The sequence below is a fragment of the Endozoicomonas sp. genome (assembly GCF_051008435.1).
Taxonomy (GTDB): Bacteria; Pseudomonadota; Gammaproteobacteria; order Pseudomonadales; family Endozoicomonadaceae; genus Endozoicomonas_A.
Genome location: NZ_JBPCXO010000137.1, coordinates 1 through 22,810 on the forward strand (window position 1 = coordinate 1; position 22,810 = coordinate 22,810).

Sequence of the window (22,810 nt, forward strand, 5' to 3'; positions counted from 1 at the left end):
AACGAGTCGAATTATTCGATGGATTCGTGAGAATAGTTGACCTATTTAATCGAATTCATCGAATAATTGGGCCGTTCTTTCTGGAATTTAGGCCGAAATAGTCTTAAGTCCGACAGGCTCCTAGGGGTTGTCGCAATGCTTTCACCGTCCAGTCCGTGGGCATTGATGAATTGGGTATTGGTCATCCCCAGCCTGGTTGTCCAGCTGTTCATCAGGTCAACAAAAGCCCCCTCGCTACCGACAATATGTTCGGCCATGGCGACGGAGGCATCATTACCCGATTGAACCATAATGCCCCGGGTCAGATTGGCTACGCTGATCTTGTCGCCTGGTTCTATGAACATCTTTGAGGAATCAGGAAAGTTTCTGGACCAGGCATTTCGGCTGATAGTAACGGTGTCATCGAACGACAGTCGTTCACTGGTGATTTCCTGCCCGATAATATAGGCCGTCATCATTTTGGTCAGACTGGCCGGGGCCAATGGGGTTTCACCATTTTCTGAAGCTATGATCTGGCCCGAGTCATAATCCATCAGAACAAATCCTTTGGCATTGATGACCGGAGCATTTGGAATAATAGTGGTTACAGCCAGGGCATGACTTGAAATCAGGGCCAGGCAAAAGGTCAGAATGTGACCGGAAAGTAATGTTTTGATGGTGAAACAGGGTCTTTTCATTATTAACTCTCGTCAGGGCTCATTGACTCAATCTGGAGCTCCCTCTCCACAAAAATTTCCGTCGGGACGTTAACATTGAGCCCATGAATAGAAGGCCAACGTAGCAGGCTCCTAGTGACTCTTGGCCGCCATGCATTCAACTTCTACCTGGGCGCCTAGTGCCAGACCACTTGAACCCAAAACGGTGCGAGCCGGATAAGGCGCTGAGAAATAGCTTTGATACACTTCATTGAATGCCGCCCAATCCTTGATATCTGTGAGAATGACTGTGCATTTAACGACTTCGCCCATGGCGTAGCCATTCATCTTTAACACGCTGGCAATATTGTCCATGGTTTGTCGCGTTTCCCCTTTCACACCGCCTTCAACCATTTGCATTGAACCTGGTTTCAGACCGATTTGACCGGATAGATACAGAGTGTCTCCGACTTTGACGGCTTCAGAAAGGGGCAGGTTGGCTGGAATAACCTTGCCGGAATTGATGAATTCCACATTGCTGCTTTCCTCACTTTCAGCCTGGGCTGCAAAGGGAAAAGTCAGGCTGGTCATCAAAGCTCCAGCCAGTATCAGTCTGTTCATAAAAACCTCAGCTTATGAAGGATGAATGGTCATGCCTTCAGAGGCATAACGAACCACATTATGGTCGCCGAAATAGACGTCAGGAGTATTTTTGTCCTGACTGAGATATTGGGATTTTTCCCTGCCTTTGCCACAGACCAGAAGAACATCATCGGGCTCAAGCTGGGACAAGGCTTTCTCAATAGCCAGGCTGCGATCCAGTTCAATACGGTATTTCTGGTAATCAGCCTGTTTGATCATCTTTTGAATAATGATTTCTGGCTTGATACCCAACGGGTTGTCGGTAGTAAAGAAGGAAACATCAGACAATTGACTGCTGGTGGAGCCAATGGACTGAGCGTCAGCCAGTCGATCTCCGGTCACACCGATCACGGTGTATATTCGGCCACGGGTATGCTGGCGAACATTGTGTAACAGGTTTTCCAGACCGTCCTGGTTGTGAGCATAATCAATGATGATGGTGGCACCATTAGCCAGCGTTGTGACTTCACACCTTCCTGGAGTGGGTTTGAGCTGTGACAGCTGTTGTGCGGAACCTTCAAGGTTATGCTGGATGCTATTGAATGCAGCCAGAGCAGCCAGACTGTTCTCAATGTTGAACGTAAATGGCAGCGGTGTTTCGATCGAGGCTGTCTGGCCCTGGTTTTGTACTGTAAATTGCCCGCCATGGCAGCTGGACTGGATATTGGAAATCAGATAATCCGATTGATTCTGTTGGCTGCCATAGGTGATCACCCGGGCTTTACCCCGGCATCGATCGATGACGGCCGGTGCCACAGGATCATCAAGATTAACAATCGCTAGGCCGTCAGGTTTTAAGCGGTCAATCAATCGAAGTTTGGCCTGCAGGTACTCATTTTTGTTGCCGTGATAATCAAGGTGGTCTTCCCCCAGATTGGTGATAATAATCATATCAAAGTTGATAATGCTGACACGATCCTGGTCCAGAGCATGGCTGCTGACTTCCATAACGTGATGGGTAATGCCGACACTGGTCATTCGCTTCATCAGATTAAGAAGGGTAATGGCGTCGGGAGTCGTGTTGATCAATTCGCCATTGAAACCATCAAACTGACAGCCCAAAGTGCCAGTATAAGCGGTTGGGAAATGACGATTCAGCATTTGCTGAAGGCTATAGGCGACCGTTGTTTTGCCATTGGTGCCTGTCACACCAATATTGAAAAGTCTGTCCTGTGGGTATTGATAATATTGATTGATCAGACTGACAGAGACTGAAAAACCAGGCGTTGCCACACAGGGAACATTGACATCGACTTCCCGGTTGGTGATCAACCCGATTGCGCCTCGGTGGATGGCGTCCTCAGCAAAGTCGTGGCTGTCACAGGTGAGCCCTTGCCGACAGACAAAGATATCACCGTAACTTACCTTACGACTGTCGGTCTCGAATTTGCCTATAGGCAGGTCAAGTAACTGATCCAGAGATTTTGAATAGTTATCAAACATGTGTAAATGCGACTCGGTAAACAGCTGTGAGTTCTTGGCTCACTTATTACTAGAATTAGGCGATAGTGTTTGACTTGCGGCTATTCTATCGGCTGAATAACTATCAGTTAAATTGGTTGTTCTGTTTGAGACTATGAGTGAAATCAATTGGAAAGGGGTTGATCTGAACCTGCTGCTCACCTTTGAAGCGATTATGAATCATCGTAGTGTTTCTAAAGCAGCAGAGCAGCTTCACATCGGCCAGTCAGCGATGAGCTACAACCTCAATCGTTTGCGTAAATTGCTTAATGATCCGCTGTTTGAACGTCAGGATCACAGTATGGTGCCGACTCGAAGAGCGGAAGAGTTGGCTTTAAGAATTCATGGCGTGCTGGAAGTGATTCGAAATGACATTCTGTTTCCACAGAGTTTTGATCCGGCACAAAGTCAGCACAAACTCACCATAGGGCTGACGGATTACGCTGAGTTGGTGTTTGGCCCAGTATTGTATGATCAGTTGATGGAGGAAGCTCCGGAGAGTCAGATTGTTTTCCAGGCTATTGATGACGGTAACTGTCAGGCCATGATGGAGCAAGGGAATGTGGATCTAGCCATAGGTGTCTTCACCCATCTTCCAGACAGTCTTTCCCGTACAACACTCTATCGTGAAAGACATGTATGCATGTTTGATAATGAAGCACTGAAGGTTTCTCTTCCGATCAGTCTGGATGATTATCTGACCACTCCCCAGGCGATGGTTTCTGTCTCTGGACAGTTGAACAGTCCTGTGGATAACAATCTGGCTAATCTGGGTGTTCGTCGTCGTGTAATATTGGGCTCCTCACGTTTTCTGACACTCAGGCATTTGATGTCTGGCCGTAAGTTGTTGTGTGTGATGGCTGAAATGGTTGGCAGAGCAGAGCTTTTTTCAGATCGGCTGACACTCTCTTCGCCTCCTATTGAAATTCCGGATTTTGATGTGGAACTGGTCAGGCGGCGACGAGATACCCATCATCCACGCATGAGCTGGTTGTGTGATCGGGTGATGAGTATCGTTCAGAGAGAGGTTGAGCAGCTCAGAGCCCGGTCATGAATGCGGGTTTCGGGAGAGCTCTTCCAGTAACGTTTTTAAGAGAGGTGCTAATGGTTTATTGCTTATCCAGGCCAGGCCAGGTCAGCCTGACGGTAATCGGTAGGGCCGTTATAGGGTTTGATCTGCAGTTCCGGCCATTGTTTGGCCATACCCTCTGGCAAAAAGGATACTCCCTGGTTTGCCAGTAAGAGCATGGCGACCTGATCTTTGCTGTCGACGCTGGCGGTTATATCAACAGTCAGCCCCTGTTGACTCAAGAGCCCCAGAGTTCTCTGATGGGCTTCACAAGGGGGACAAATGATAAATGACTGCTGGTCTAGGTCAGTCAGTTCAATCACTTCCCGGGCGGCCAGAGGATGGTTTTCGTGCACACAGAACACATATTCCTCCCGCCAGAGCATCAGGAACATTTCGTCCTCTTTCTTCATTGTGTCGAGAATAAGGCGAGCGTCGCATGGTTTCTGTAAATGCTGCAGAATCAGTTCATGCTCTTTAAGCACAGGGGCACTGCGTTCAAGAAACTCTGCAACATACCGATGTGGAAGCTCTGGCATGATGGACAGTGTCAGAGTGGATCTTTTTTGTTGTTCCTTCAGCAGATCAGGGATTTTGTTGAGCTCTCCAATCATTCTGACAGCCATAGGGTAAAGTTGTTCAGCTTCCCTTGTGGGAGCAACTCCACGCTTACTGCGGTTGAACAGCAGGCACCCCAACTCTTCTTCAAGGTGTCGGATGGCATTGGAGAGTGCAGACTGGGAAACAAAACTGCGTTGTGCAGCTCTGGAAATACTCTGTTCTTCATAAACGGCAACAAACTGTTTGAGAAGCCGTATGTCCATTGGTGACTCCCAAGATCGAGATGAGAACCTGACGCACTGGACAGGTTCTTAAGATAATTAAAAGTTATGGATGTTCAAACCAAAAGGTATTTCTGCAAGAGGTAAGCCTGGAGATAGAGTAGCGCTCAATTCTCATCAGCTACGAACGTAATGCGAACCATCATTTGAATTCTGGCGGATGAATGTTCACAAGCTATGAAGCATACAGGAATCCCTCATGACAAAACCATTAGTTGTAATCACAGGTGCCAGTTCCGGAATTGGCGAAGCCATCGCCCGTCAATTCAGTGCCCAGGGGCATGCTCTTTTACTTCTGGCGAGAAGAGTTGAAAAGCTGGAGGCGCTGGATCTGCCCAACACTCTATGCAGAAAAGTGGATGTGACTAACCGTGAAGCTTTTTATGCGGCAGTTCAGGAAACGGAGTCCGTATACGGTGAGACTGACTGTCTGGTCAATAACGCTGGTTTGATGCTTTTGGGTAATGCCGATGTGCAAGATCCTGCTGAATGGGATCGAATGGTCAGCGTTAACATTAACGGTGTCCTCAATGGTATCGGCGCTGTCATTGGCAAAATGAAAAGTCGCAAAGGTGGAACGATTATTAACCTGAGCTCTATTGCGGGTGTTAAAGGTTTCCCCAATCATATGGCCTACTGTGGCACCAAGTTTGCCGTACATGGTTTGTCTGAAACCCTGCGTGAGGAAGTGGCGGATGACAATGTGAGAGTGATTACGGTTGCTCCGGGTGCCGTAGAAACTGAACTGCTGAGTCACACTACATCCAGTGACATCAAGGAAGGCTATGAAAGCTGGAAAGACAGCATGGGAGGGGTAATTTATCCTGAGGACATTGCCAACTGTGTGAACTTTGTTTACAGCCAGCCTCAGAATGTTTGTGTGCGTGAGATAGTTGTTTCTGCTACACGTCAGCAGCCTTAAATTTGATAGCCTTCCAGAAGGCTGTCTGTTTTCGGTAAGTCTTATAGGACAGGAGTCTATCAATACTCCTGTCCTTCCCATGGTTACTTTTAGACTTCTGTTTCCAGCTGATTGTTGTTTTCTATGAAGTTGCTTTTAGATATTTCTTCAGTCTGGCCTGTTCCGGGAGCCAGATAAGAGACGAGAATAGCGACCACTATGCAGGAAAATGACAGCCACATATAAGGGAAGTACTCGAATGTTGATACTCCCAGAACACCCGCCATAAAAATGCCATTATCACTCCAGGGCACCATACCTGAAGTTAATGTTCCCCCAAATTCACTGTTGCGTGACAGCAGATGTCTGTCAGCTTTCATACGGTCGTAAGTATTGGCCAGCAGTCTGGGTGTCAGAATCAGGGAAACATACATGGCACTGCCCAGCAGGTTGCCCATAAAGGCCGTAGCAATAGTAAAACAGGTCAGGCTGGTTTCATTCTTGATTCTCTTTTCCATTCTTTGGGCAATAGCAGAAAGAATGCCGACTTTGTCCAGCAGACCCCCAAAGCCCAGACCAAAAATGATGACAGCCAAAGACCCCAGCATGTTATACATACCACCACTGCTTAATAGCTGATCCAGTACATGGATGCCCGTATCGGGTGATGTCAGAAGCCAGGCGCTTCTCACTGCCTCGATAGGGTCCTGTCCCTGAAAAAAGTAAGCCCAGAGTGAGCCGAGTGCAGCGCCAAAACTGATGACTGGAAAAGCGGGTTTGTTTCTGGCCAGCAGTACGATAACTACGGCGGGTGGAATCAGGGAAACCCAGGAAATATGAAAGTGAGAGGCCAGTGCCAGAGTGATCTGATTGATTTGATGCAGATCTATGTTCTGCCCATATTGGAGGCCGGCCACACCAAAGAGCACTATGGTGATCAGGTAGCTACTCAAACTGATGGGTAACATTTTTCTGATGTGAGAGGGGACCTTTACCCCGGACATGCTGGAAGCAAGAATGACGCTGTCGGATAAAGGCGATAATTTGTCGCCAAAATAAACGCCCGAGAGGACAGCACCAGCGGTCACCGGTGCGGGTATTCCCATTCCCTGACCAATACCCATCATGGCAATGCCGGCAGTACCCGCTGCTCCCCATGAAGTCCCCGTAGCCAAGGCGGTAACGGAGCAGATCAGTACAGCGGTAGGCAAGAACAGCAGGGGACTGATGCTGTTCAGACCAAAGTAGATAATAGAGGGAACAATACCTCCTGATACCCATGTACCCGTCAAAACACCCACCGATAGCAGTATAAGGATGGCAGACATTCCATCGTGTATGCCTTTGTAGGCGGCCTTTTCCAGGTCTTCGTATGCATGTCCCAGGTAAAGACCCAGAGTGATGACAAGAAACCAGCCGGAAAAAAGCGCGAGCTGGACGGGCAGCCCGAAACTGATGGTAAAGGCCGAAGCCAGGCAAAGGAAAGTGCCCAGTACCAAGCCGATTTGGAGAAGCGAAGGAAGTCTTGTATTTAGGGTCATAGGCTCTCCATTAGTCAGATTGAAAATTGAAGTTAGTGCTTTTTAATCAGGAGGTTAGCTATTCTGTCCCGATGGATTTTTAGACCGCAGGAAAGAATAAAGGTGCCCTTGTTGTGGTAGAAAAAGATAAATGGCAGAACCTATTAATAGGTATAAAAATAGGGTTTTGCCAGCCAGAATGAGCCTCATTCAGGGCTGACTGGCTGAAAAAACCATGAATGTGTTAGGCTTTGTTGACGTTTTGTTTTGGGCTCAGTGCTGCCGAAAAGCGGTCATATACCAGACAAGGCGACGCAGGCGTAGTTTTGCTACGTCAAGGAGGCTTAACGCAGTACGACTGCATGGATGCAGGAGCTAGAGCAACGCAGGAGCAGTTGCCGTGATGGCCGCTTTTCGGAGCATCCGAAGGACAGTTCCTGGAGCATCCATGACTGCGTTCCAGTAGTTTGAAAGACATTGAGTATTCCCGCACTACTGCGCCTGGCCCTGAATGCTCCAGGAACTGCTGAGCGCGAAAACAAAACGTCAACAGAGCCTATGCTCTGCCTTTATTACCTTTATCAGACAGACAGGTTGTTAATGAGTGATTCTGTAGACCCCAATGAGCTGAACAAGGCCAAACTCAACCTGGAAACTGCCCAAATTGCCTGGGATGACCTTCAGCGCTACTTTGCGTCAGGTCATCTTCTGGCCGTTGCTCCGGATCTTGATATTGTTACGGTGGCTCATGGTATCTCTATCGATGATAAAGCTGCGGTAGAAGGTTGGATGAATGAAAAGAAGCTGGGGCCCGTTAGTGATGATCAAGCCAAAAACTGGCACGAGCGAAAAGCGGATTTATGGGCTGTAGTGGTTCGTCCATGGGTGCTGGTTCAGGACAAGGACTGAGCAAATTTTTATGCTGAAAGTTTCCAATGCCGTTACTATCCCTGCCAATGAAATAGAATTTAATTTTATTCGTGCTCAGGGTGCAGGCGGTCAGAACGTCAATAAAGTCTCTTCGGCAGTTCATTTACGGTTTGATATCAGGGCTTCATCCCTGCCTGACTTTTATAAAGAACGATTGCTGGCTTTCAATGACCAGAGGATTACTTCCGAGGGGGTCATTGTTATCAAGGCGCAGTCGTTCAGAACTCAGGATAAGAATCGTGAAGATGCTCTGAGTCGACTGCTGGGGCTGATTCAAAAGGCGACGGTGGTTACCAAAACAAGAAAAGCAACCAAGCCTACCCGGTCCTCACAAAGAAAACGCATGGATCGAAAGAATCAGCGTGGTCAGACCAAATCAATGAGAGGCCAGGTAAAAGGCTGGTGAAAATGTGCTGATTTCAGAGAATAGAAGTAAGTTATGACACCTGCTATTAATGCCGCCAAACGGGCCAGAATCCAGTATTCAGTTCATCAATATGAACATGATCCCAATTGTGCTTCCTATGGGGAAGAGGCCGCAGAGAAAATGGGGCAGGATCCGGCACAGGTGTTTAAAACTCTGATCGTATCTCTGGATTCGGGCAAGCTGGCTGTAGGCATTGTCCCTGTGGCCTCTCAGCTGGACCTCAAGGGGATGGCAGCAGCCTGTGGTAGCAAAAAAGCGACGATGGCTGATCAGGGTGATGCTGCACGGATAACAGGCTACCTTCCTGGAGGTATCAGTCCATTGGGTCAGAAAAAGCGGCTGTTAACGGTTCTGGATAAGGGGGCAGAAGCCTTTGATACCATTTACGTCAGTGCCGGTCGAAGAGGATTGGAAATAGAGCTGAAACCTTCGGATTTGCTGAAGTTGACTGCAGGACAATGGTCAAATATAGCGAAAGGGTGAGCCAGCTGCATAATTATGGCGTGAGCGTTTTTATTGCCTTGTAATGGTCTACAGTCGCTTCTGCTCTTATCTCCCATGACATCCTGAAACTTCTCTTTGAACGCTTCCTTGAAGGTTTGAAGCGTGGTATTCCCTAAGAATTAACAGATCTTCCGGTATTCTCATTTGAAAGTGACTCCGTCACGGCTAGTCCGGAAAAAAGAGCCCGTGAGTAGATGAGAGATTCCATTGATTTATGTAATTTTTTTAGAGAATGGCTTGCAATAAATTTGACTGCCCATAGGATGACGGGCACATGAGTATTGGATACAAGAGACTCTCTGATTAATGATAAAACGATTTGCTTCTTTTATGGCCATTATCATGGCATTCAGCTTCGTCTTTAACGTACCGGTTGCGGATGCCAAGAAATTTGGTGGAGGCAAGAGCTTTGGTCGTTCCCATAACACGGCTTCAGCTCCCAAACAGCCTGCAGCAGCGCCTCAGCAAGGTAGTAAACAGACAGCGGCTCAAAGTTCCCGAAAAGGTATGCTGGGCGGATTATTGGGTGGCTTGCTGGCGGGTGGTCTGATTGCCGCTTTATTCGGTGGGGCATTCAGTGGTCTGCAGATGATGGATATTCTGATTATCGCCCTGCTGGCTTTTGTACTCTTTAAAGTATTCCGAAGTATGAACCGTGCCAAAGCCATGGCTGCAGGTCATGGTGGCAATCATGCTGATTTTACTCCAGAGCAGTCGGGACAAACGCAGCAACCCCCTTCACTGGGTAATCTGTTTGGTCAGAATAGGGAACAGCAGGAAGAGTCTTCCAGTCAGGTTTCTCAACCTGCCGGGTTGGGTTCTACCCAGCCGCAAACCGGCTTTGGAGCCAGTGATGTGCCCATGAATCTGCCCGATGGTTTTGATCTGAGTGCTTTTATGAATGGTGCCAGAGATCACTACCGCACACTTCAGGAAGCCTGGAACAAGAATGATCTGGAAACCATGGGCGAATATCTGGCCCCGGAATTGTTTCTCCAGCTAAAAGCAGAGAGAGCAGCCTTGGGTGGAGAGCAGCACACAGAAGTTATGTTTGTGGATGCCGAGCTGGGCAGGGCAGATCACAACAACAGTGTGGTAGAAATCAGCGTTCGTTTTACGGGTAAATATCGCGATACCGTTGAGGGTGTTGAAGAAGATATCACGGATATCTGGCACCTGCAGCGCAGCCTGAAAGAGCCAAATGCTCCATGGCTGATTGTGGGAATAGAAGAGTAAAAGAGGCGAAGGGAAAGGTGTAATGCCTTTCCCTGATCTTCCAGTCCCTAACTACGGGCAACTATTTGGTTATTAGCCATGACCTGCTCGTACTTCTGGGTCAGCACCTGCATTTTCTTGAGAATAGATTCAGTGGTAACGGATATCACTGTTGGCATATAGCGTCCTTCCTTATACTGAATAAACCCTGATTTGGAAAAAGTCCATTGAGCTTTAACCTTGGATAGCAGCTTCCTGATTTCAGGAGTATTGATGGGTGACTGATTCAGTTCATTTAATGAGTTTTCAAACAGCTCCATAGATTCATCAAAACGTTTTTTGTAGTCACCGCCATCAACTCCCCAGGCCAGTGCCTGATAATACATAGCAATTTTTTGGCTGAGTGCCCGCTGGCGACCTGAAATGTTAACCAGTCTGGCTTTGCTGGTAGCAGACTGCTTCTCAATCAGTGTTACCAGATCATTACTGCTGTTGAAGACGGTCAGAGCCTTTTGGATAAGGTCCGCAGCCGACTCTCTGTCCGGTTCAGTCAGTGCTATTTTTTTGTACGTTTTCCAATCTTTTTCAACAACAGTCAGTTGACGTTTGATCTCATCGGTGGGGGCGTATTCAGACAATGTCTGAAAGTTACCTTCAAAGAGAGCTACGCTCTTATCGAGCTGTTCCTTAGCTTCTTCTGAATTAATGTCGGCACCGATCATAAGGTAGTTTTTTGCGATTCGCTGAGAAAGCATCCGTTGCAAACCTGATGTGTTCACTGCCTCCGCATCGTTTAAGGCGGCGGTACCTGTCCCTGAGTACGCCAGCAAATACACCATTACAAGGCCCAGATGCCTATAGCGGCATAATAGTGGGCGGAAGTCGGGGAGTATTCTGGAAATATGCACTGTTTTTGTTCGCTCTTTGCACTTTTTAGGAGCAGCCAGGTGAGTCCTGAGCTCAGTTGGCTGTGTCAGGTATATAAAAAGCAGAAAATATGCCAGAGATGAATATTTATGCAGAGTATGAGGGGCAGGTCACAAGGTGATCATTCACCATGCCCATGGCTTGCATGTAGGCATAGCAAATGGTGCTGCCAACAAATGAAAAACCTCTCTTTTTCAGGTCTTTACTCATCGCGTCGGACTCTGTTGTAGTGACAGGCACTTCAGACATGGTTTTCCATTGGTTCTTGATCGGAATGTGATTCACAAAAGACCAGATATATTGATTAAAGCTGCCAAACTCTTCCTGAACTTTCAAAAAAGCACAGGCATTTTTGATGGCACTGTTCACTTTTAGCCGGTTTCTTACTATCCCTTCATCCTGTAAGAGTCTTTCTACGTCCTGCTCTGCGAACTGGGCAACAGTCTCTGGGTCAAAGCCGAAAAAGGCCCTGTGATAACCTGATCTTCGCTTGAGAATAGTGATCCAGCTCAGGCCTGCCTGAGCCCCTTCGAGAATCAGAAATTCAAAGAGCTTTTGATCATCATGGCAAGGGACGCCCCATTCTTCGTCATGATATTGGATGTAGTCCGGATCTGCTGTGCACCATTGGCATCTTTGATCTGTCAAAAGGGTGACTCCCGTTTTCATTGCAGGGAAGAGTGACGCAACAATCATCAGGTCAATGGCACTCTGGCCGCTCATTCTGGATTTCAGGCCGAAATTGTCTTAAGTCCGACAGCTTCCCAGACCCGTTGGCAGTGATTTTGGCTAAGCTGATACAGTAGCAACTTCATGGAACGAAGTCATGCCATCCAAAGCGTCGCCATCCGGCTCTGTTGTGCCACCTTTAACACCCCGTTTTCCGGATGAACCTTCATCAGAAACCGTTGCTTCATCAGGCTTTCGAGATGTTTCCATTGTTGAAGGAGAAGAAGAAGGCGTATCGTCTTTAGAAGATGAGGTATGGCATACCCCGCCCCAGAGTCTGGAGTCCAGGAATCCTCAGGTAGTAGGTGTACAGCCTCTGATTCAGATAGAGGATATTCCCGCACCTGTCGAAGCCGCTCCTGCTGCCTCAGCTATTGCATTACCTGCCCGCCCTCAAATCAATTCGAGCCTGTTCGAGAGACTGTTGGCCTCTGTCATTATCTGGGTGATGGACTTTAAACAAGTTCGGGCAAAAGTCAGCTTTCGAAAGGCTGCTGTAGTCAGACAGCTGAACAAGCGGCTGAAATGGGTCAGAAAGGCTATTCGTAATAAACCCAGAAAGAAAACGCTGGAAGAACGCAGGGTTCTGAAAAGACAGTTGATGCGACTGCGCAAAGAGAAAAAGCAGGCGAGAGCTGCAAGGGACTATGAGATTCGAAGTTATCTTCAGCTATTACGTTCCCTCAAAGCACTGCATAAAGGAACAATACCTGATCATACAGTTCATCTCGACGGGCTGGTGTTGCAAGGTGGCAAAGCCACACTCCGGAATGTTGAATTGAGAGTCCACAAGGTGGAATTGGTGAATTCGCAAACGGGTGAGGCCTATCCCAAAATTACTGTGGATATTAAAGGTTCTGTGGATGTGAATGCGCCTGGTCAGCCTCCACTGAAACTGGATATTGAAGTCAAGGATATGGAAGCCAGCATTCAAGGCAGGATGGTCCCTGGCATTAATGCCTATATCCGGGGGAAGGGAATGACTGGCCTGATCAAGGCTTTCCATCGCATTCGTAAACAGAAAGGAAAATTCTTCCAGTTAAGTCGGGCGGGAGTCGCGGTAGGAAAAGTGAAGGCTTCTCTGGATGAACTGGATCCAAGAACTCTGATTGCCATCAAAGGAAGCTCAAGGACCACTGTTAAAGAAGATATCAGCAGGATGTTTTCTGTTCTTGGGCATCCGTTTGATCTGACTGTTCATGAACTTGAGGTTGCCAGGAAAGGAGTAGCTGCCCCGCTGGCGAGAATGGAAGGTCTTAAGGTTGCCTATGAGCTTAAGCCTGTTGAGCAGAGAGAAGGTGAAACAGAAAGAACGCTGACGGTTAAATCGGATACCGTGGAGTTGGATACCGGAGGTGTTTCAGAGGCCCTTTATGGTATTGCCCGAGAGAAAAAGCTTAAACCTATGGGATTATTACCATCTAACAGGGAAGAGAATTACGACTGGATCACTGAGCTGGAAAAACAGTCGACTGGAGTCAAGGCTCAGGTCTGGGATCTTCAAATGAAAATGCATGTTTCTAAAGATGACGAAGGACGTATGGTTGCTGGGAATTCTGATTTGGAACTCAGTGCCGAGCATCTTGAGTTGAGAAACAGCGGATCTGCAGATGTGCGCGTAGGGCTTGATGGGGCCCATCTTAAAGGAAAACTGACTGGAGACAAAACAGAGTTTAATGCTCATGCAAAAACGGTTTCTGCTCGTCTGGGGCTTAAGCAGAAACTGGGGGCGGCTTCCAGCAACAGCATTGATTGTCATTCTGATTTTGCTGGCCAAGTTGTAAAGGTTTCGGGAACCCTGCATGAAGGACAGGTTCAAACAAATATAGAAACCAGCCAGTTAGCGGTTGATACCCATGGCCATCCTTCTTCGATTCATCTGGGTGGTACCAGAATTGAGTTGCCAGGAGACTTGGGTGGGCAGGTACAGGCACTCTCAGCTCATCTCAAAGCTGATAACAAAGGTGATTCTGAGTTAAAGGCCCGTGTTGGCAAGACTCATTTCTCTGGCGAAGGGCAGGTGGTGATCAATACCCGTGACAGTAAACTGTCTGTGCCCGTTCGAGGCAATGTCACTGTTGATCAGTGCGAAATGTCTTCGGCAAAGAAAAAAGAAGGCGATTTACGACAGTCCGTCACGGTCACTGAAGTGTCACCCGGTAATATCAGTATTGATGGAGTCAAAGCCAGTTCGGTAAAGGTTGGCAATCTGACCACTGAATTGGATGAGCAACGCTCAGGTTATGTTTATCTCAATGACGTGTTTGTTAATGGTGATGATGTCATCAAAGATTTGGAACTGCTTCCGGAAGCTACCCGGCAAAAGATACCCACAGGCTTCCTGAAGGGCAGAAAGCTGAAAGCTTCTGTAAAAGTGAAGGTAGAAAAGGGTTTGATTGATCCTAAGGCTGCAGAGTTTGTTTCCTATGACCTGGATGAAAAAGCGGTGGATACTTCGGCCTGGACACAATGGTCATCATGGGATCAATGGTTCAGGAGCGGCCTGATGAGTGCGGCCAAATGGGCTTCGGTCAAAGGTATGAATGTAGTCAATGGACAGCTTTTTATCTCAGTGGGCATGGGGCCCTTCAGTTATCCCATTTCTGTCATGAAAGTTGCCCAAGAGGCTGTTCGAGGTGAAAAGCTTTCTCTGCCTGTTCTGCTGCATAACTATACCGGTGTGTGTTGGGGAGAAACTCCAAAAGATGACAGAGAAATTGTAGATAAGATCAATGCAGGTGATCTGCAGGCCTTGTCTTCACTAGCAGCTTATTGTCGAGGGGCTGGCCCTGACCGGGCTGAGCGATTGTTGAAAATGTTGCAGTTTGATCCGTGGGTAGAAAGATCAAAGCAGGGGGATCAGCTTTCCGGCAGTTATCTGAAAACGCTCACCGGATTGCTCTTTGAGTACCCGGGCACAGCAGGTCGTGGTCTTATGTTATTCAGGAGTCTTCAATGGCCGGTCACCAGGCCTCTGGCTGAAGCACTGCTAAAGCCACCTTATCGGTCTGAGATTGATCCCGTGACTCTGGCCTTGTCAGTCTCAGAAGCAGGACTCTTGCGAGAAGCTTCTGAAGTGATGGAAGAAGCGCTGAAGAAAAAGCCAGAAGATCCCCGATTGAATTACCATGCATGTGTCGTTTTAAGAAAGTGGGTCAAGTTGATCAGGCCAGACGACATGAGAGAGGACGATAAGGAATACCTGATTATTGAATCTGCCCGCAGGTTGTCAGCCGCAACCAGAAAAAACTACCCTGCAGCCCAGGAGCTTCAAAAACAGTTATGTGAGGAACAGGAGCCTTATGCATTGCTTGCTGAAGCGGGAAGTCTTTTGACTCATGTACACAAACCCTCTGCTTTCTATAAAGCCTTGAACCGGCTAGAGCAAATGGCCACTTTGGGAGAAGGGGTAAAGGCCCGAGCCGCGAAAACCATTTTGGCCAACAGGATTGAAAACAGCCGAAAAATATTCATTCATCCTACGGACAAAGTTGAAAAAAGTATCCATGCCCTTGAAAAGCGAATCAAACATAAAGGTATGCACGGTACCAAGCCTGATGAGCTCTACCGGCTTGGCATCAGGTACCTTTATGGCGTTGAAGGCAAGGTTTCCAACCCTGCCAGAGCTATTCAGTTGTTGAAGCAGGCCAGTGATAGAGGTGAGCACAGGGCACAATTGCATCTGGAGCTAGCAGAGTCGACTATGGCGGCTGATTGAATATTACCGTTTATGTAATACTTCAATGATTAATGAAGTTTGACTGTGTTTTTTTATGAGTGATTCTACTTTTTGAGTGTTATTAAAATCAAGATTTGCATCCCATTCATCCAAGAGCAGAAAATCATTGTTGCAAGAAAAAATATGTTCCAGGTTTTTTAATTGAATTTCTCCGGTGGATTTTTTACGGGATTTTTTTCCTAAAAGATCAATGTTTGTTTGATAGAGCCAAGCATTCGGTAATAGCATTTTAATATGTTTTAGATAGGAGGTTTTTCCGCTTCCATTTTTCCCTGAAACCCTATACCTTCCTTTGTTGATTTTCTTTTTAATCACTTGCTCCAAAAAAACGTCAGGCTGGAACTTTTGGCTGCTTTTTATATCTTCGACAACGAGATGATAGGAGATGGAAGTGATGTCTAGTTCGAATGGTTTGAGTTTGTCATGAAAGTAGACTAGTTCATGATATTTAGAGCGAAGAAGAATAGTTTTACTGCCCATAATATTTAAGTCATGTACATAAGCGAAGAATTGAAGTGACCTTGGTAAAACGGCCACAAGAGCACCATAAAATGAAGCTTCTTGTTCTCCCGTAAGAATAATTGCCGAGACAATGATTATTATTGATAAGGTGATAGGTATGCTCGTAGCTAGTTGTTCAAGTGAAGTGTATTTCGTATTGAGGCCAAAGAAATGCTGAAGGCGCTCGAAATGTTTTTTTGATTCATTATCTTTTTGGTTTTCTGGTGCAGAGTAGTGATTGTTCCATAAAACATCTAAGCAACTATTGATTCTGAGTTTGCTGTTCTGTATTTCTTTTCCTGATTTTTTGAACTTTTCTTTGAAAAAAATCAGTGAGAGGAAAGAAAGCGTTAATCCAAGAGCGCATGCTAAAGAGTATGTGATTCCAAGAGTTAGCCAGAAAACGATTAGAGTTAGAATGACTCCTAAGTACGTAGAATAAAGCTCAAGATGACATTTTATAAACTCTTCTAGTGTTTGGTTTGATTCTCCGGAGAGCCAAGCTAAAGTCTTGTTTTTGTTGTCGCGTGTATTGTACTTTTGTTGGTTGTTCAAATTTTTAAAAATAAGTTGATAGTAGTTGTTGATTGATTGGTTAATTGACAGCGTTATGAATATCTGAACGATAGAGCTGATGAGATAACCAGACAAAGCACATATGAAAAAGTAAATAATAAAGTGGGTTGTTACACTAAAATTCTGTTCAGCGACAGAAACGCCCGCTCTTGCTATTAACCATGTAGAAATAGCAATAGATATTTGTTGGGAGGTAATGAGGATTAAGCTGATTTTTGTGTATTTGTTATAAGTGATCATAGCTTGGTCAGAAAGAACGTTAAGGGCAGTGCTAGTGCAAGAGAGATAGAGATTACAAGATTTCTGGTTAGTAATTTATGTTTATAGGATAGGATCAGACTTTTAGCAGTATTCACTTGTTTTTCTATTCGTTCTGATTTTTTTTCTTCGAACTTTTCTACAAATTTTTCAAGGAATTTTATTCTATTAAGAACACTGTAATGCTTTGGATTTAGAAAAACAAGGTCATCAACCGTTAATGGACGAACAATCAAGCAAGGTGTTTCTGTTCTGAGAGGATAGTAACTTGAGCAATGAATGCTTGGAGATTGATTGATGCTATATGTGGCACCAATCATTAGCTGTTTTTTAACGTATTTTATTTTTTTCTTTCTCTGGATCTGTAGTAAACTCTTTAAACTGAATTCTGCAGGAAGCATAATGATTAGTGCTGAAAAAAGTCCCGAGTCTTTCTTTTTTTGCCATTCATTAATTGATTTTTCTATGAGGTTTTCTGTGTTTTTAATTGTTTGGCTTCCTGCATATGAGAAGAATATATTTTTTTGCTTAATTGCGGCAGGGGCGTAGGGGCACACTTTTCCTTTTCTAAAAGGGTGATCAAGGACGAGAAACTCACTTATATAGTCACGTATAGCTGGATACAATGATTCAGCGTCAGGATGTTGAGGCTCTTCTGAAAGATCCCAGATCATGTGCTCGCCCTACGACTTGAAAAATGCTTGATGTTGGAATTTACCCCCAAGAGGGAGAGTTAATGGATTACCATCTCCAGCTGTCTTCAGTAGGTTTTTTAACGAACGGTAAGTATCTCTTTAAGCTTAAAGACAGTAGAACTAATCTTTTGTCTTTATCTTTAAATGTGCGAGTGAATCTCGGTTCCAGAGCACTAGAATAATGCATTGATCTATGCCTTAATAGCTTTTTAGAAAAATTCAGTTTAGGTGATCGTTTGATGTTGTCAAACCAAATTAGATTGACAAAATTAAACAGTTTTCTCAACTAGATATCGTAGTTGAAAGTATCAGCCTGAACAGCTTATGGGGCTGAACTTTCAAATTATGGCTGCGATTTTTTAATACAGAATTAGTAACGTTTTTTTCTGAACGCGTAAGAACCCATATTACCCAGAGTTTGAAGCAGTACATTCCATCCGGAGAGGTTGGTGTTGGGTTGTTTACCCTTTCCCATCAATGATAACTGGGCTTCATACCAAGTCAGATCCAGCATTGCGATTTTATCCAGTATCTCGATCCCTGTGGACTTGAACTGGACGGTTGTTTTGAAGTCAGGACTGTTTATGGCTTGCTGTGGCAAATCGGGTTGCATGGCCATGGGTCTGCCAAGGCCTATCATGTCACAGGCATTGTCGTGAAGAGCCGAGCTCATGGCTGCAGCAGAGCGGAAACCGCCAGTGACGACGAGAACCTTGTCAGTATGCTGCCTGGCCTTGATGGCGTATTCGAGAAAATAGGCTTCCCGCTTCAAAGTACTTTCTTTCAGATTGACCCCCATCATGGCAGGCGATTCATAAGTACCACCGGAGACTTCTATCAGATCAATTCCGGCGTCTGATAGTGTCCGGACAACTTCCATGGACTCTTCTTCAGAAAGACCGTCTTTCATAAAGTCTGCAGAATTTAATTTGATACCAATCGGGAAGGCTTCACCCACCGACTCCCTGATAGCCTTGAAGACCTCAAGCACGAACCTTTGGCGATTTTCCGCAGAACCTCCCCATTGGTCGTTGCGCTGATTATGCCTTGGAGATAGAAACTGATTAACCAGATAGCCGTGGGCAGAATGAATCTGAACCCCTTGAAAACCCACTTCCTTTGCCAGCCCGGCCGATGTTGCAAAAGCCTTTATAACGTCGTTTATTTCTTCATGGGTCATGGCTCTGGGCTTTTTGAAGCCTTTTTCCAACTCCCCTTCCAGGGCGATAGCTGAAGGAGCAAGAGGCTCACTGCTCATAAAGGAAGGGGTTTGTTTGCCCGGATGATTCAACTGAGCCCAGAGTTGGGTGTTATTGGCTGTCCCGTGACGCACCCATTCACGAAATATTGAAAGGTCACTTTGAGGGTCCAGTACAACATTTTTGGGCTCACCCAGCGCGTTACGATCCACCATCAGGTTACCGGTTACGCAGATGCCTGTTCCGCCTCTCGCCCAGGTTTCGTAGAGTTTGAATAACTCAGGCGTCGGGTTGTGGTTGCGGTCACTTAACTGTTCACTCATGGCCGCTTTGAAAAAGCGATTTTTGATGGTGACAGAAGTGGTCAGGGGAAGCTCTGAGTCAAGATGAATATCGGTCGGCATAGGGTAAATCCTTTTCCAGGCTGGCCAGAGGAGAGTCTGATTATTGTTATGAGTACTGCCTGAGGCGGTATATTAATGGTTCGATATTGAAAAATGAATGAAAAGAATGAAATGGGAAATAGAGAGCCGGCAATCAAAAGTCAGATTACCGGCCTGAAGTCAGCCTCTGGGGGCGTTAATGGCTTCTGACAATACCTGCCAGATCGGGTTTCTGTCGTTGTAGGGGCGCTCCGGTGACTCACCGGCTTCTTCTGCCTGCCAATACTTCCAGTTGAGAGGCTTGCTGCCTAACTCATAGTCATAGCCATCCCACTCATCTTCCCTGAATGAATAGAAGGCCCAGTGCAACTGTCGTGCATTAAGCAGGTCTGTCAAATCCTCCAGGAAGTCTGCAGCTCCTGGATTCTGGCGATAAACGCCGTATTCTGAAGCCACCAGTCTGCTGGTGGCTATGTTGTTCTCTTTTGCCCAGTCAAACAGGGGCGTGAGAAACGCTTCCAGCTGCTCTTTATCCCAATGAATAGGCAATCCTGCATAGGGGACGGTGCCGGGATATTCATAGGCCGCTTGACCGTTCTTGATTCTCAAACTGTTGCTGCGATTGGTGTAGTTGAACGGCTCATACATATGGAAGGCATAGAGTACTTTATTGTCTTCCAGTTTGGGCCAGTAGACGAAAGCAGTGGGCTGCGCATACCAGCCACTGTCGACCATAATGGGGGTTTCGGTATCGACTTTACGAATGGCTTTGATGACCTGGTTGTAAAAAGCTGGCAGATCATGGGACGTTCCCTGATGCTTTTTGTACCAGCTGTCATATCGAGCCAGGTTGCCGTGCTCTTCCATGCCGGTGGACATTTCCGGAATAGGCTCATTAATGATGTTATAGGCGACGATGTTATTAAAACCTTTCAGAGCCTGGGCAATATCCTGCCAGTACCGGGCTGACTGATCCCACCACTTTTTATCTTGCCAGATTCTGGGATCAGGTTTACCTCCGTTGTTCTGGGTCCAGCGACCACCGGGCAGTCCCAGAGGGGCAATCACAACTTTCAGGCCATATTTATCTGCCCATTGAACCGCTTGCTTCAGGGTATCCAGATCCTTCTGTACCAGCTGTTGATAGTTATCAAGACTGCCAGCAAGAAAGTCATTTTCCTGACTGTCCCATTTGCTGAATGTGACCCGAACCCACTCAAGGCCCGCTTCACTGGCTGCCTTGTAATTCTGTTCTGTTGGCTCGCTGTTAAAAAAATTGGTGCCTCGTTTCTGTTCATCCCAGAAATCTATTTTGGCGGCCTGAGCGTTGAGCGCGAGCAAGCTCATTAGCAGCAGTGTGTGAAACCATTTGAAGGACATGGATGGGTTTTCCTTGGACTTTTGTTCTTGATTGGCAGTCTAAGGGAGGATCAAAGATGACATGTAGCAGGGGATGTACTTAACTGTGGGCTCCTGCTTCCCTGGGCGGGAAAAAGAACTGTCGATTTTCCAACCGGACAGGTATTCTGTTAGTTCATTCATTCATTCCAGAGATTTTCAATCCATGAAAATTACTGACAAAAAAGTCGCACTGATCCACTACACCTTGAAGAATGCGGGGGGAGAAGTGTTGGACAGTTCGGAAGGTCATGATCCACTGGCATATCTGCATGGTGCAGGTAATATCATTGCCGGTCTGGAAAGTGCGCTGGAAGAAAAAGCGGCTGGTGACAAACTGGAAGTCTCTGTAGAGGCTGCTGAAGCCTATGGTGAGTACGATGAGAGCCTGGTGCAGCCTATTCCGCGTACCCAGTTTGGTGAGCACGATGTCGAAGTTGGCATGCAGTTCCACGCTGACACCGCTGTTGGCCCACGCGTTGTCACTATTACTGCCATAGAAGGTGATGAGGTTGTGATTGATGCCAACCATCAGCTGGCAGGTGAAGATCTGAATTTTTCTGTTGAAGTCGTTGAAGTGCGCGACGCCACTGAAGAAGAGCTGGAGCACGGTCATGTGCATGGACCGGGTGGACACGAGCACTGATAAGCTATAAAAAAACCGGGCAGTTACCCGGTTTTTTTATAGCTTCAGACAAGATCAGCTTCTCTTGAAGGAAAGCTTGTTTCTGAATATCCCTTCAGGCAGCTTGGTCAGCAGCACTCCGAGCATTAGAAGCAGTGTTAAAAAGATTGATTCGTGACTCAGCATTCTGCCATTAATCAGGCTGTCCAGACAAAGCGCAATCACCGGAAAGATCAGGAAGCAGATGGAGGCCTGGAATGGGCTGGCCAGTTTGTTCAGCTGGAAGTAAGCCATAATGCCGCCAATCCCTGCCACAGAACCCAGATAGATCACTGCACCGAGTGAGATAGCACTGAAGCTGCCCAGATCCGGCGTCTCCATGAAATAACCCGTAATCATCAGAAATACTGCTGCTACCAGACAGGGCAGGGCATTGTATGTCAGCACATGAATGCCCTGGCAGCGTGTCTGAACATTGGTATAAATCAGGGCGTGCATGAGTACGGCTGCAACCAGTGCAACGACACCGATCAGGCTGCCGTTGCTGTTGATAGACATTTCATTACCAATGATGGTAACCAGGCTGCCCAGAGCAATGATCAGACCAAGCAGTTGGTGCATGGCCACCTTTTGTCTCTGGAGTAATACTGAAAGAATCAAAACGGCCACAGGCATGTTGGCGAAGATAATAGAAGCCAGTCCCGACGAAATAAACTGCTCGCCAAAAATCATGAGAGTAAATGGAATCGCAAAGTAGAACAAACTGATCAGGATAAACTCCAGCCCCTTACCCTTTGGAAACCAGATCGGCACGCCTTTCATTCTGGCTAGCAAGATAATCAGTGGCGCGCCTACAGCAAAGCGAATGCCTGTCGCAGTGATGGGAGGAATGGTAGCAACCGCCAGTTCCATAGCCAGCCAGGTCGTGCCCCATATGAAGCAAACCACTATGAATAAAAGGCTGACCTGGGTCTTTGTGTTCATTCCTACATCCTCAATAAAATTTTCACCTGCCATGAAAAATGGTTTTTCTTTTGGCTACTTATGATGAAAAAGTGTACAAGTTATTGCTGGAAAAATGTTTTCAAATTTGTCATGATTTAGGAGTTTTTAGGAAAAAATATTCTCTATTATGCTAGATAAGAAGGATAAGTTGATTCTCGACTGCTTGCAGCGGGATGCTTCTGTTTCAGTGGCTGACATTGCGGATAAAGTCGGGCTGACGGTATCCCCTTGTTGGAAGCGCTTAAAAAGGCTGGAAGAAGAGGGGTATATCACTCAACGAGTGGCTCTGCTGGATAGCGACAAGCTGGGGTTGCACCTCACTGCCTTTGTGAATATTAAAACCCAAAATCACAGCAATGACTGGTTTGAGGCGTTTGTCTCAGAGGTGAGCGATTTTGCAGAAGTGGTTGAGTTCTACCGTATGGCTGGTGAGTATGACTACATGATGAAAGTGTTGGTCAAGGATATGGCCGCTTTTGATGTGTTCTACAAAAGGCTGGTAAACAGTATCACAGGGCTGAGTAATGTGACTTCTTTCTTTGCCATGGAAAAGCTCAAGAATACGACATACCTGCCTATAGGGTAATACTGTCTCAGCAGTCCCTGATATCAATAAAGTGACTGCTACA

At 46.4% G+C, this 22,810-nt stretch carries 21 protein-coding genes; 9 read left to right on the forward strand and 12 right to left on the reverse strand.

Going from position 1 to position 22,810, the window contains the following annotated elements:
* Positions 1-41: 41 nt before the first annotated feature.
* From ACR2PX_RS06275 to ACR2PX_RS06285, 3 genes are all read right to left on the reverse strand, one after another.
* Entirely contained in the window at positions 42-677 is a 636-nt protein-coding gene (locus tag ACR2PX_RS06275) for a D-alanyl-D-alanine carboxypeptidase family protein (protein WP_433998507.1), read from the reverse strand.
* A 111-nt stretch (positions 678-788) separates the two neighbouring features.
* A complete protein-coding gene (locus ACR2PX_RS06280) occupies positions 789-1,256 on the reverse strand; it encodes a Rid family detoxifying hydrolase (protein WP_433998508.1) in 468 nt (155 codons plus the stop codon).
* A 12-nt stretch (positions 1,257-1,268) separates the two neighbouring features.
* Entirely contained in the window at positions 1,269-2,720 is a 1,452-nt protein-coding gene (locus ACR2PX_RS06285; RefSeq protein WP_433998509.1) for a UDP-N-acetylmuramoyl-L-alanyl-D-glutamate--2,6-diaminopimelate ligase, read from the reverse strand.
* A 133-nt stretch (positions 2,721-2,853) separates the two neighbouring features.
* Between ACR2PX_RS06285 and ACR2PX_RS06290 the strand changes: the two genes are divergently transcribed.
* Positions 2,854-3,792, forward strand: a complete 939-nt coding sequence (locus tag ACR2PX_RS06290; protein WP_433998510.1) for a LysR family transcriptional regulator — start codon at positions 2,854-2,856, stop codon at positions 3,790-3,792.
* Positions 3,793-3,854: 62 nt separating this feature from the next.
* Here the strand turns inward: ACR2PX_RS06290 and ACR2PX_RS06295 are convergent, their stop codons facing one another.
* Complete coding sequence (locus ACR2PX_RS06295) at positions 3,855-4,631, reverse strand: LysR family transcriptional regulator (RefSeq protein ID WP_433998511.1); 777 nt, start codon at positions 4,629-4,631, stop codon at positions 3,855-3,857.
* A 217-nt stretch (positions 4,632-4,848) separates the two neighbouring features.
* On the opposite strand from ACR2PX_RS06295, the gene ACR2PX_RS06300 reads away from it, so the two are divergent.
* Complete coding sequence (locus ACR2PX_RS06300; protein WP_433998512.1) at positions 4,849-5,571, forward strand: SDR family oxidoreductase; 723 nt, start codon at positions 4,849-4,851, stop codon at positions 5,569-5,571.
* An 89-nt stretch (positions 5,572-5,660) separates the two neighbouring features.
* Here the strand turns inward: ACR2PX_RS06300 and nhaC are convergent, their stop codons facing one another.
* Complete coding sequence (gene nhaC, locus ACR2PX_RS06305; protein WP_433998513.1) at positions 5,661-7,091, reverse strand: Na+/H+ antiporter NhaC; 1,431 nt, start codon at positions 7,089-7,091, stop codon at positions 5,661-5,663.
* 456 nt (positions 7,092-7,547) lie between these two features.
* Here nhaC and ACR2PX_RS06310 point away from each other — a divergent pair, with 456 nt between their 5' ends.
* The 4 genes from ACR2PX_RS06310 to ACR2PX_RS06325 all read left to right on the forward strand — a co-directional run bounded on the left by ACR2PX_RS06310 (position 7,548) and on the right by ACR2PX_RS06325 (position 10,167).
* Positions 7,548-7,979: a DUF2288 domain-containing protein gene (locus tag ACR2PX_RS06310; protein WP_433998514.1), complete on the forward strand. Its 432-nt coding sequence runs from the start codon at positions 7,548-7,550 to the stop codon at positions 7,977-7,979.
* A gap of 10 nt (positions 7,980-7,989) precedes the next feature.
* The gene (gene arfB, locus ACR2PX_RS06315; protein WP_433998515.1) at positions 7,990-8,406 is read left to right on the forward strand and encodes an alternative ribosome rescue aminoacyl-tRNA hydrolase ArfB; all 417 of its coding nucleotides are present in this window, start codon (positions 7,990-7,992) and stop codon (positions 8,404-8,406) included.
* Positions 8,407-8,439: 33 nt separating this feature from the next.
* Positions 8,440-8,910, forward strand: coding sequence for a Cys-tRNA(Pro) deacylase (ybaK, locus tag ACR2PX_RS06320; RefSeq protein WP_433998516.1), 471 nt, complete (start codon positions 8,440-8,442; stop codon positions 8,908-8,910).
* A gap of 327 nt (positions 8,911-9,237) precedes the next feature.
* A complete protein-coding gene (locus ACR2PX_RS06325; protein WP_433998517.1) occupies positions 9,238-10,167 on the forward strand; it encodes a Tim44 domain-containing protein in 930 nt (309 codons plus the stop codon).
* Between the two features lie 47 nt (positions 10,168-10,214).
* Here ACR2PX_RS06325 and ACR2PX_RS06330 read toward each other — a convergent pair whose 3' ends face one another.
* Positions 10,215-10,985 carry a type IV pili methyl-accepting chemotaxis transducer N-terminal domain-containing protein gene (locus ACR2PX_RS06330; RefSeq protein ID WP_433998518.1) on the reverse strand — a complete coding sequence of 257 codons (771 nt, stop codon included), beginning with the start codon at positions 10,983-10,985 and terminating at the stop codon, positions 10,215-10,217.
* A 175-nt stretch (positions 10,986-11,160) separates the two neighbouring features.
* Positions 11,161-11,796, reverse strand: a complete 636-nt coding sequence (locus ACR2PX_RS06335; RefSeq protein ID WP_433998519.1) for a DNA-3-methyladenine glycosylase I — start codon at positions 11,794-11,796, stop codon at positions 11,161-11,163.
* A 103-nt stretch (positions 11,797-11,899) separates the two neighbouring features.
* Between ACR2PX_RS06335 and ACR2PX_RS06340 the strand changes: the two genes are divergently transcribed.
* Positions 11,900-15,520: a hypothetical protein gene (locus ACR2PX_RS06340; RefSeq protein WP_433998520.1), complete on the forward strand. Its 3,621-nt coding sequence runs from the start codon at positions 11,900-11,902 to the stop codon at positions 15,518-15,520.
* 3 nt (positions 15,521-15,523) lie between these two features.
* Here ACR2PX_RS06340 and ACR2PX_RS06345 read toward each other — a convergent pair whose 3' ends face one another.
* The 4 genes from ACR2PX_RS06345 to ACR2PX_RS06360 form a co-directional block, all read right to left on the reverse strand.
* On the reverse strand, positions 15,524-16,858 hold the full coding sequence (locus tag ACR2PX_RS06345; RefSeq protein ID WP_433998521.1) for a hypothetical protein: 1,335 nt from the start codon (positions 16,856-16,858) through the stop codon (positions 15,524-15,526).
* Entirely contained in the window at positions 16,855-17,550 is a 696-nt protein-coding gene (locus ACR2PX_RS06350; protein WP_433998522.1) for a DUF6875 domain-containing protein, read from the reverse strand. Before ACR2PX_RS06350 ends, ACR2PX_RS06345 begins: the two co-directional genes overlap by 4 nt.
* A gap of 391 nt (positions 17,551-17,941) precedes the next feature.
* On the reverse strand, positions 17,942-19,174 hold the full coding sequence (locus ACR2PX_RS06355) for an NADH:flavin oxidoreductase/NADH oxidase family protein (protein WP_433998523.1): 1,233 nt from the start codon (positions 19,172-19,174) through the stop codon (positions 17,942-17,944).
* A 159-nt stretch (positions 19,175-19,333) separates the two neighbouring features.
* The gene (locus ACR2PX_RS06360; protein ID WP_433998524.1) at positions 19,334-20,533 is read right to left on the reverse strand and encodes a glycoside hydrolase family 5 protein; all 1,200 of its coding nucleotides are present in this window, start codon (positions 20,531-20,533) and stop codon (positions 19,334-19,336) included.
* Between the two features lie 184 nt (positions 20,534-20,717).
* Here ACR2PX_RS06360 and ACR2PX_RS06365 point away from each other — a divergent pair, with 184 nt between their 5' ends.
* Positions 20,718-21,197: an FKBP-type peptidyl-prolyl cis-trans isomerase gene (locus ACR2PX_RS06365; RefSeq protein WP_433998525.1), complete on the forward strand. Its 480-nt coding sequence runs from the start codon at positions 20,718-20,720 to the stop codon at positions 21,195-21,197.
* Positions 21,198-21,251: 54 nt separating this feature from the next.
* On the opposite strand, the gene ACR2PX_RS06370 is transcribed toward ACR2PX_RS06365, so the two are convergent.
* Positions 21,252-22,160 carry a DMT family transporter gene (locus tag ACR2PX_RS06370; protein WP_433998526.1) on the reverse strand — a complete coding sequence of 303 codons (909 nt, stop codon included), beginning with the start codon at positions 22,158-22,160 and terminating at the stop codon, positions 21,252-21,254.
* Between the two features lie 148 nt (positions 22,161-22,308).
* On the opposite strand from ACR2PX_RS06370, the gene ACR2PX_RS06375 reads away from it, so the two are divergent.
* A complete protein-coding gene (locus ACR2PX_RS06375) occupies positions 22,309-22,767 on the forward strand; it encodes an Lrp/AsnC family transcriptional regulator (RefSeq protein ID WP_433998527.1) in 459 nt (152 codons plus the stop codon).
* The last annotated feature ends 43 nt before the right edge of the window (positions 22,768-22,810 follow it).

Excerpts from the sequence above, each read along its gene's own strand:
- ACR2PX_RS06275 (WP_433998507.1), bottom strand. The coding sequence starts at position 677 with ATGAAAAGACCCTGTTTCACCATCAAAACATTACTTTCCGGTCACATT.
- ACR2PX_RS06280 (WP_433998508.1), bottom strand. The coding sequence starts at position 1,256 with ATGAACAGACTGATACTGGCTGGAGCTTTGATGACCAGCCTGACTTTT.
- ACR2PX_RS06285 (WP_433998509.1), bottom strand. The coding sequence starts at position 2,720 with ATGTTTGATAACTATTCAAAATCTCTGGATCAGTTACTTGACCTGCCT.
- ACR2PX_RS06290 (WP_433998510.1), top strand. The coding sequence starts at position 2,854 with ATGAGTGAAATCAATTGGAAAGGGGTTGATCTGAACCTGCTGCTCACC.
- ACR2PX_RS06295 (WP_433998511.1), bottom strand. The coding sequence starts at position 4,631 with ATGGACATACGGCTTCTCAAACAGTTTGTTGCCGTTTATGAAGAACAG.
- ACR2PX_RS06300 (WP_433998512.1), top strand. The coding sequence starts at position 4,849 with ATGACAAAACCATTAGTTGTAATCACAGGTGCCAGTTCCGGAATTGGC.
- nhaC (WP_433998513.1), bottom strand. The coding sequence starts at position 7,091 with ATGACCCTAAATACAAGACTTCCTTCGCTTCTCCAAATCGGCTTGGTA.
- arfB (WP_433998515.1), top strand. The coding sequence starts at position 7,990 with ATGCTGAAAGTTTCCAATGCCGTTACTATCCCTGCCAATGAAATAGAA.
- ybaK (WP_433998516.1), top strand. The coding sequence starts at position 8,440 with ATGACACCTGCTATTAATGCCGCCAAACGGGCCAGAATCCAGTATTCA.
- ACR2PX_RS06325 (WP_433998517.1), top strand. The coding sequence starts at position 9,238 with ATGATAAAACGATTTGCTTCTTTTATGGCCATTATCATGGCATTCAGC.
- ACR2PX_RS06330 (WP_433998518.1), bottom strand. The coding sequence starts at position 10,985 with ATGGTGTATTTGCTGGCGTACTCAGGGACAGGTACCGCCGCCTTAAAC.
- ACR2PX_RS06335 (WP_433998519.1), bottom strand. The coding sequence starts at position 11,796 with ATGAGCGGCCAGAGTGCCATTGACCTGATGATTGTTGCGTCACTCTTC.
- ACR2PX_RS06340 (WP_433998520.1), top strand. The coding sequence starts at position 11,900 with ATGCCATCCAAAGCGTCGCCATCCGGCTCTGTTGTGCCACCTTTAACA.
- ACR2PX_RS06345 (WP_433998521.1), bottom strand. The coding sequence starts at position 16,858 with ATGATCACTTATAACAAATACACAAAAATCAGCTTAATCCTCATTACC.
- ACR2PX_RS06350 (WP_433998522.1), bottom strand. The coding sequence starts at position 17,550 with ATGATCTGGGATCTTTCAGAAGAGCCTCAACATCCTGACGCTGAATCA.
- ACR2PX_RS06355 (WP_433998523.1), bottom strand. The coding sequence starts at position 19,174 with ATGCCGACCGATATTCATCTTGACTCAGAGCTTCCCCTGACCACTTCT.
- ACR2PX_RS06360 (WP_433998524.1), bottom strand. The coding sequence starts at position 20,533 with ATGTCCTTCAAATGGTTTCACACACTGCTGCTAATGAGCTTGCTCGCG.
- ACR2PX_RS06365 (WP_433998525.1), top strand. The coding sequence starts at position 20,718 with ATGAAAATTACTGACAAAAAAGTCGCACTGATCCACTACACCTTGAAG.
- ACR2PX_RS06370 (WP_433998526.1), bottom strand. The coding sequence starts at position 22,160 with ATGAACACAAAGACCCAGGTCAGCCTTTTATTCATAGTGGTTTGCTTC.
- ACR2PX_RS06375 (WP_433998527.1), top strand. The coding sequence starts at position 22,309 with ATGCTAGATAAGAAGGATAAGTTGATTCTCGACTGCTTGCAGCGGGAT.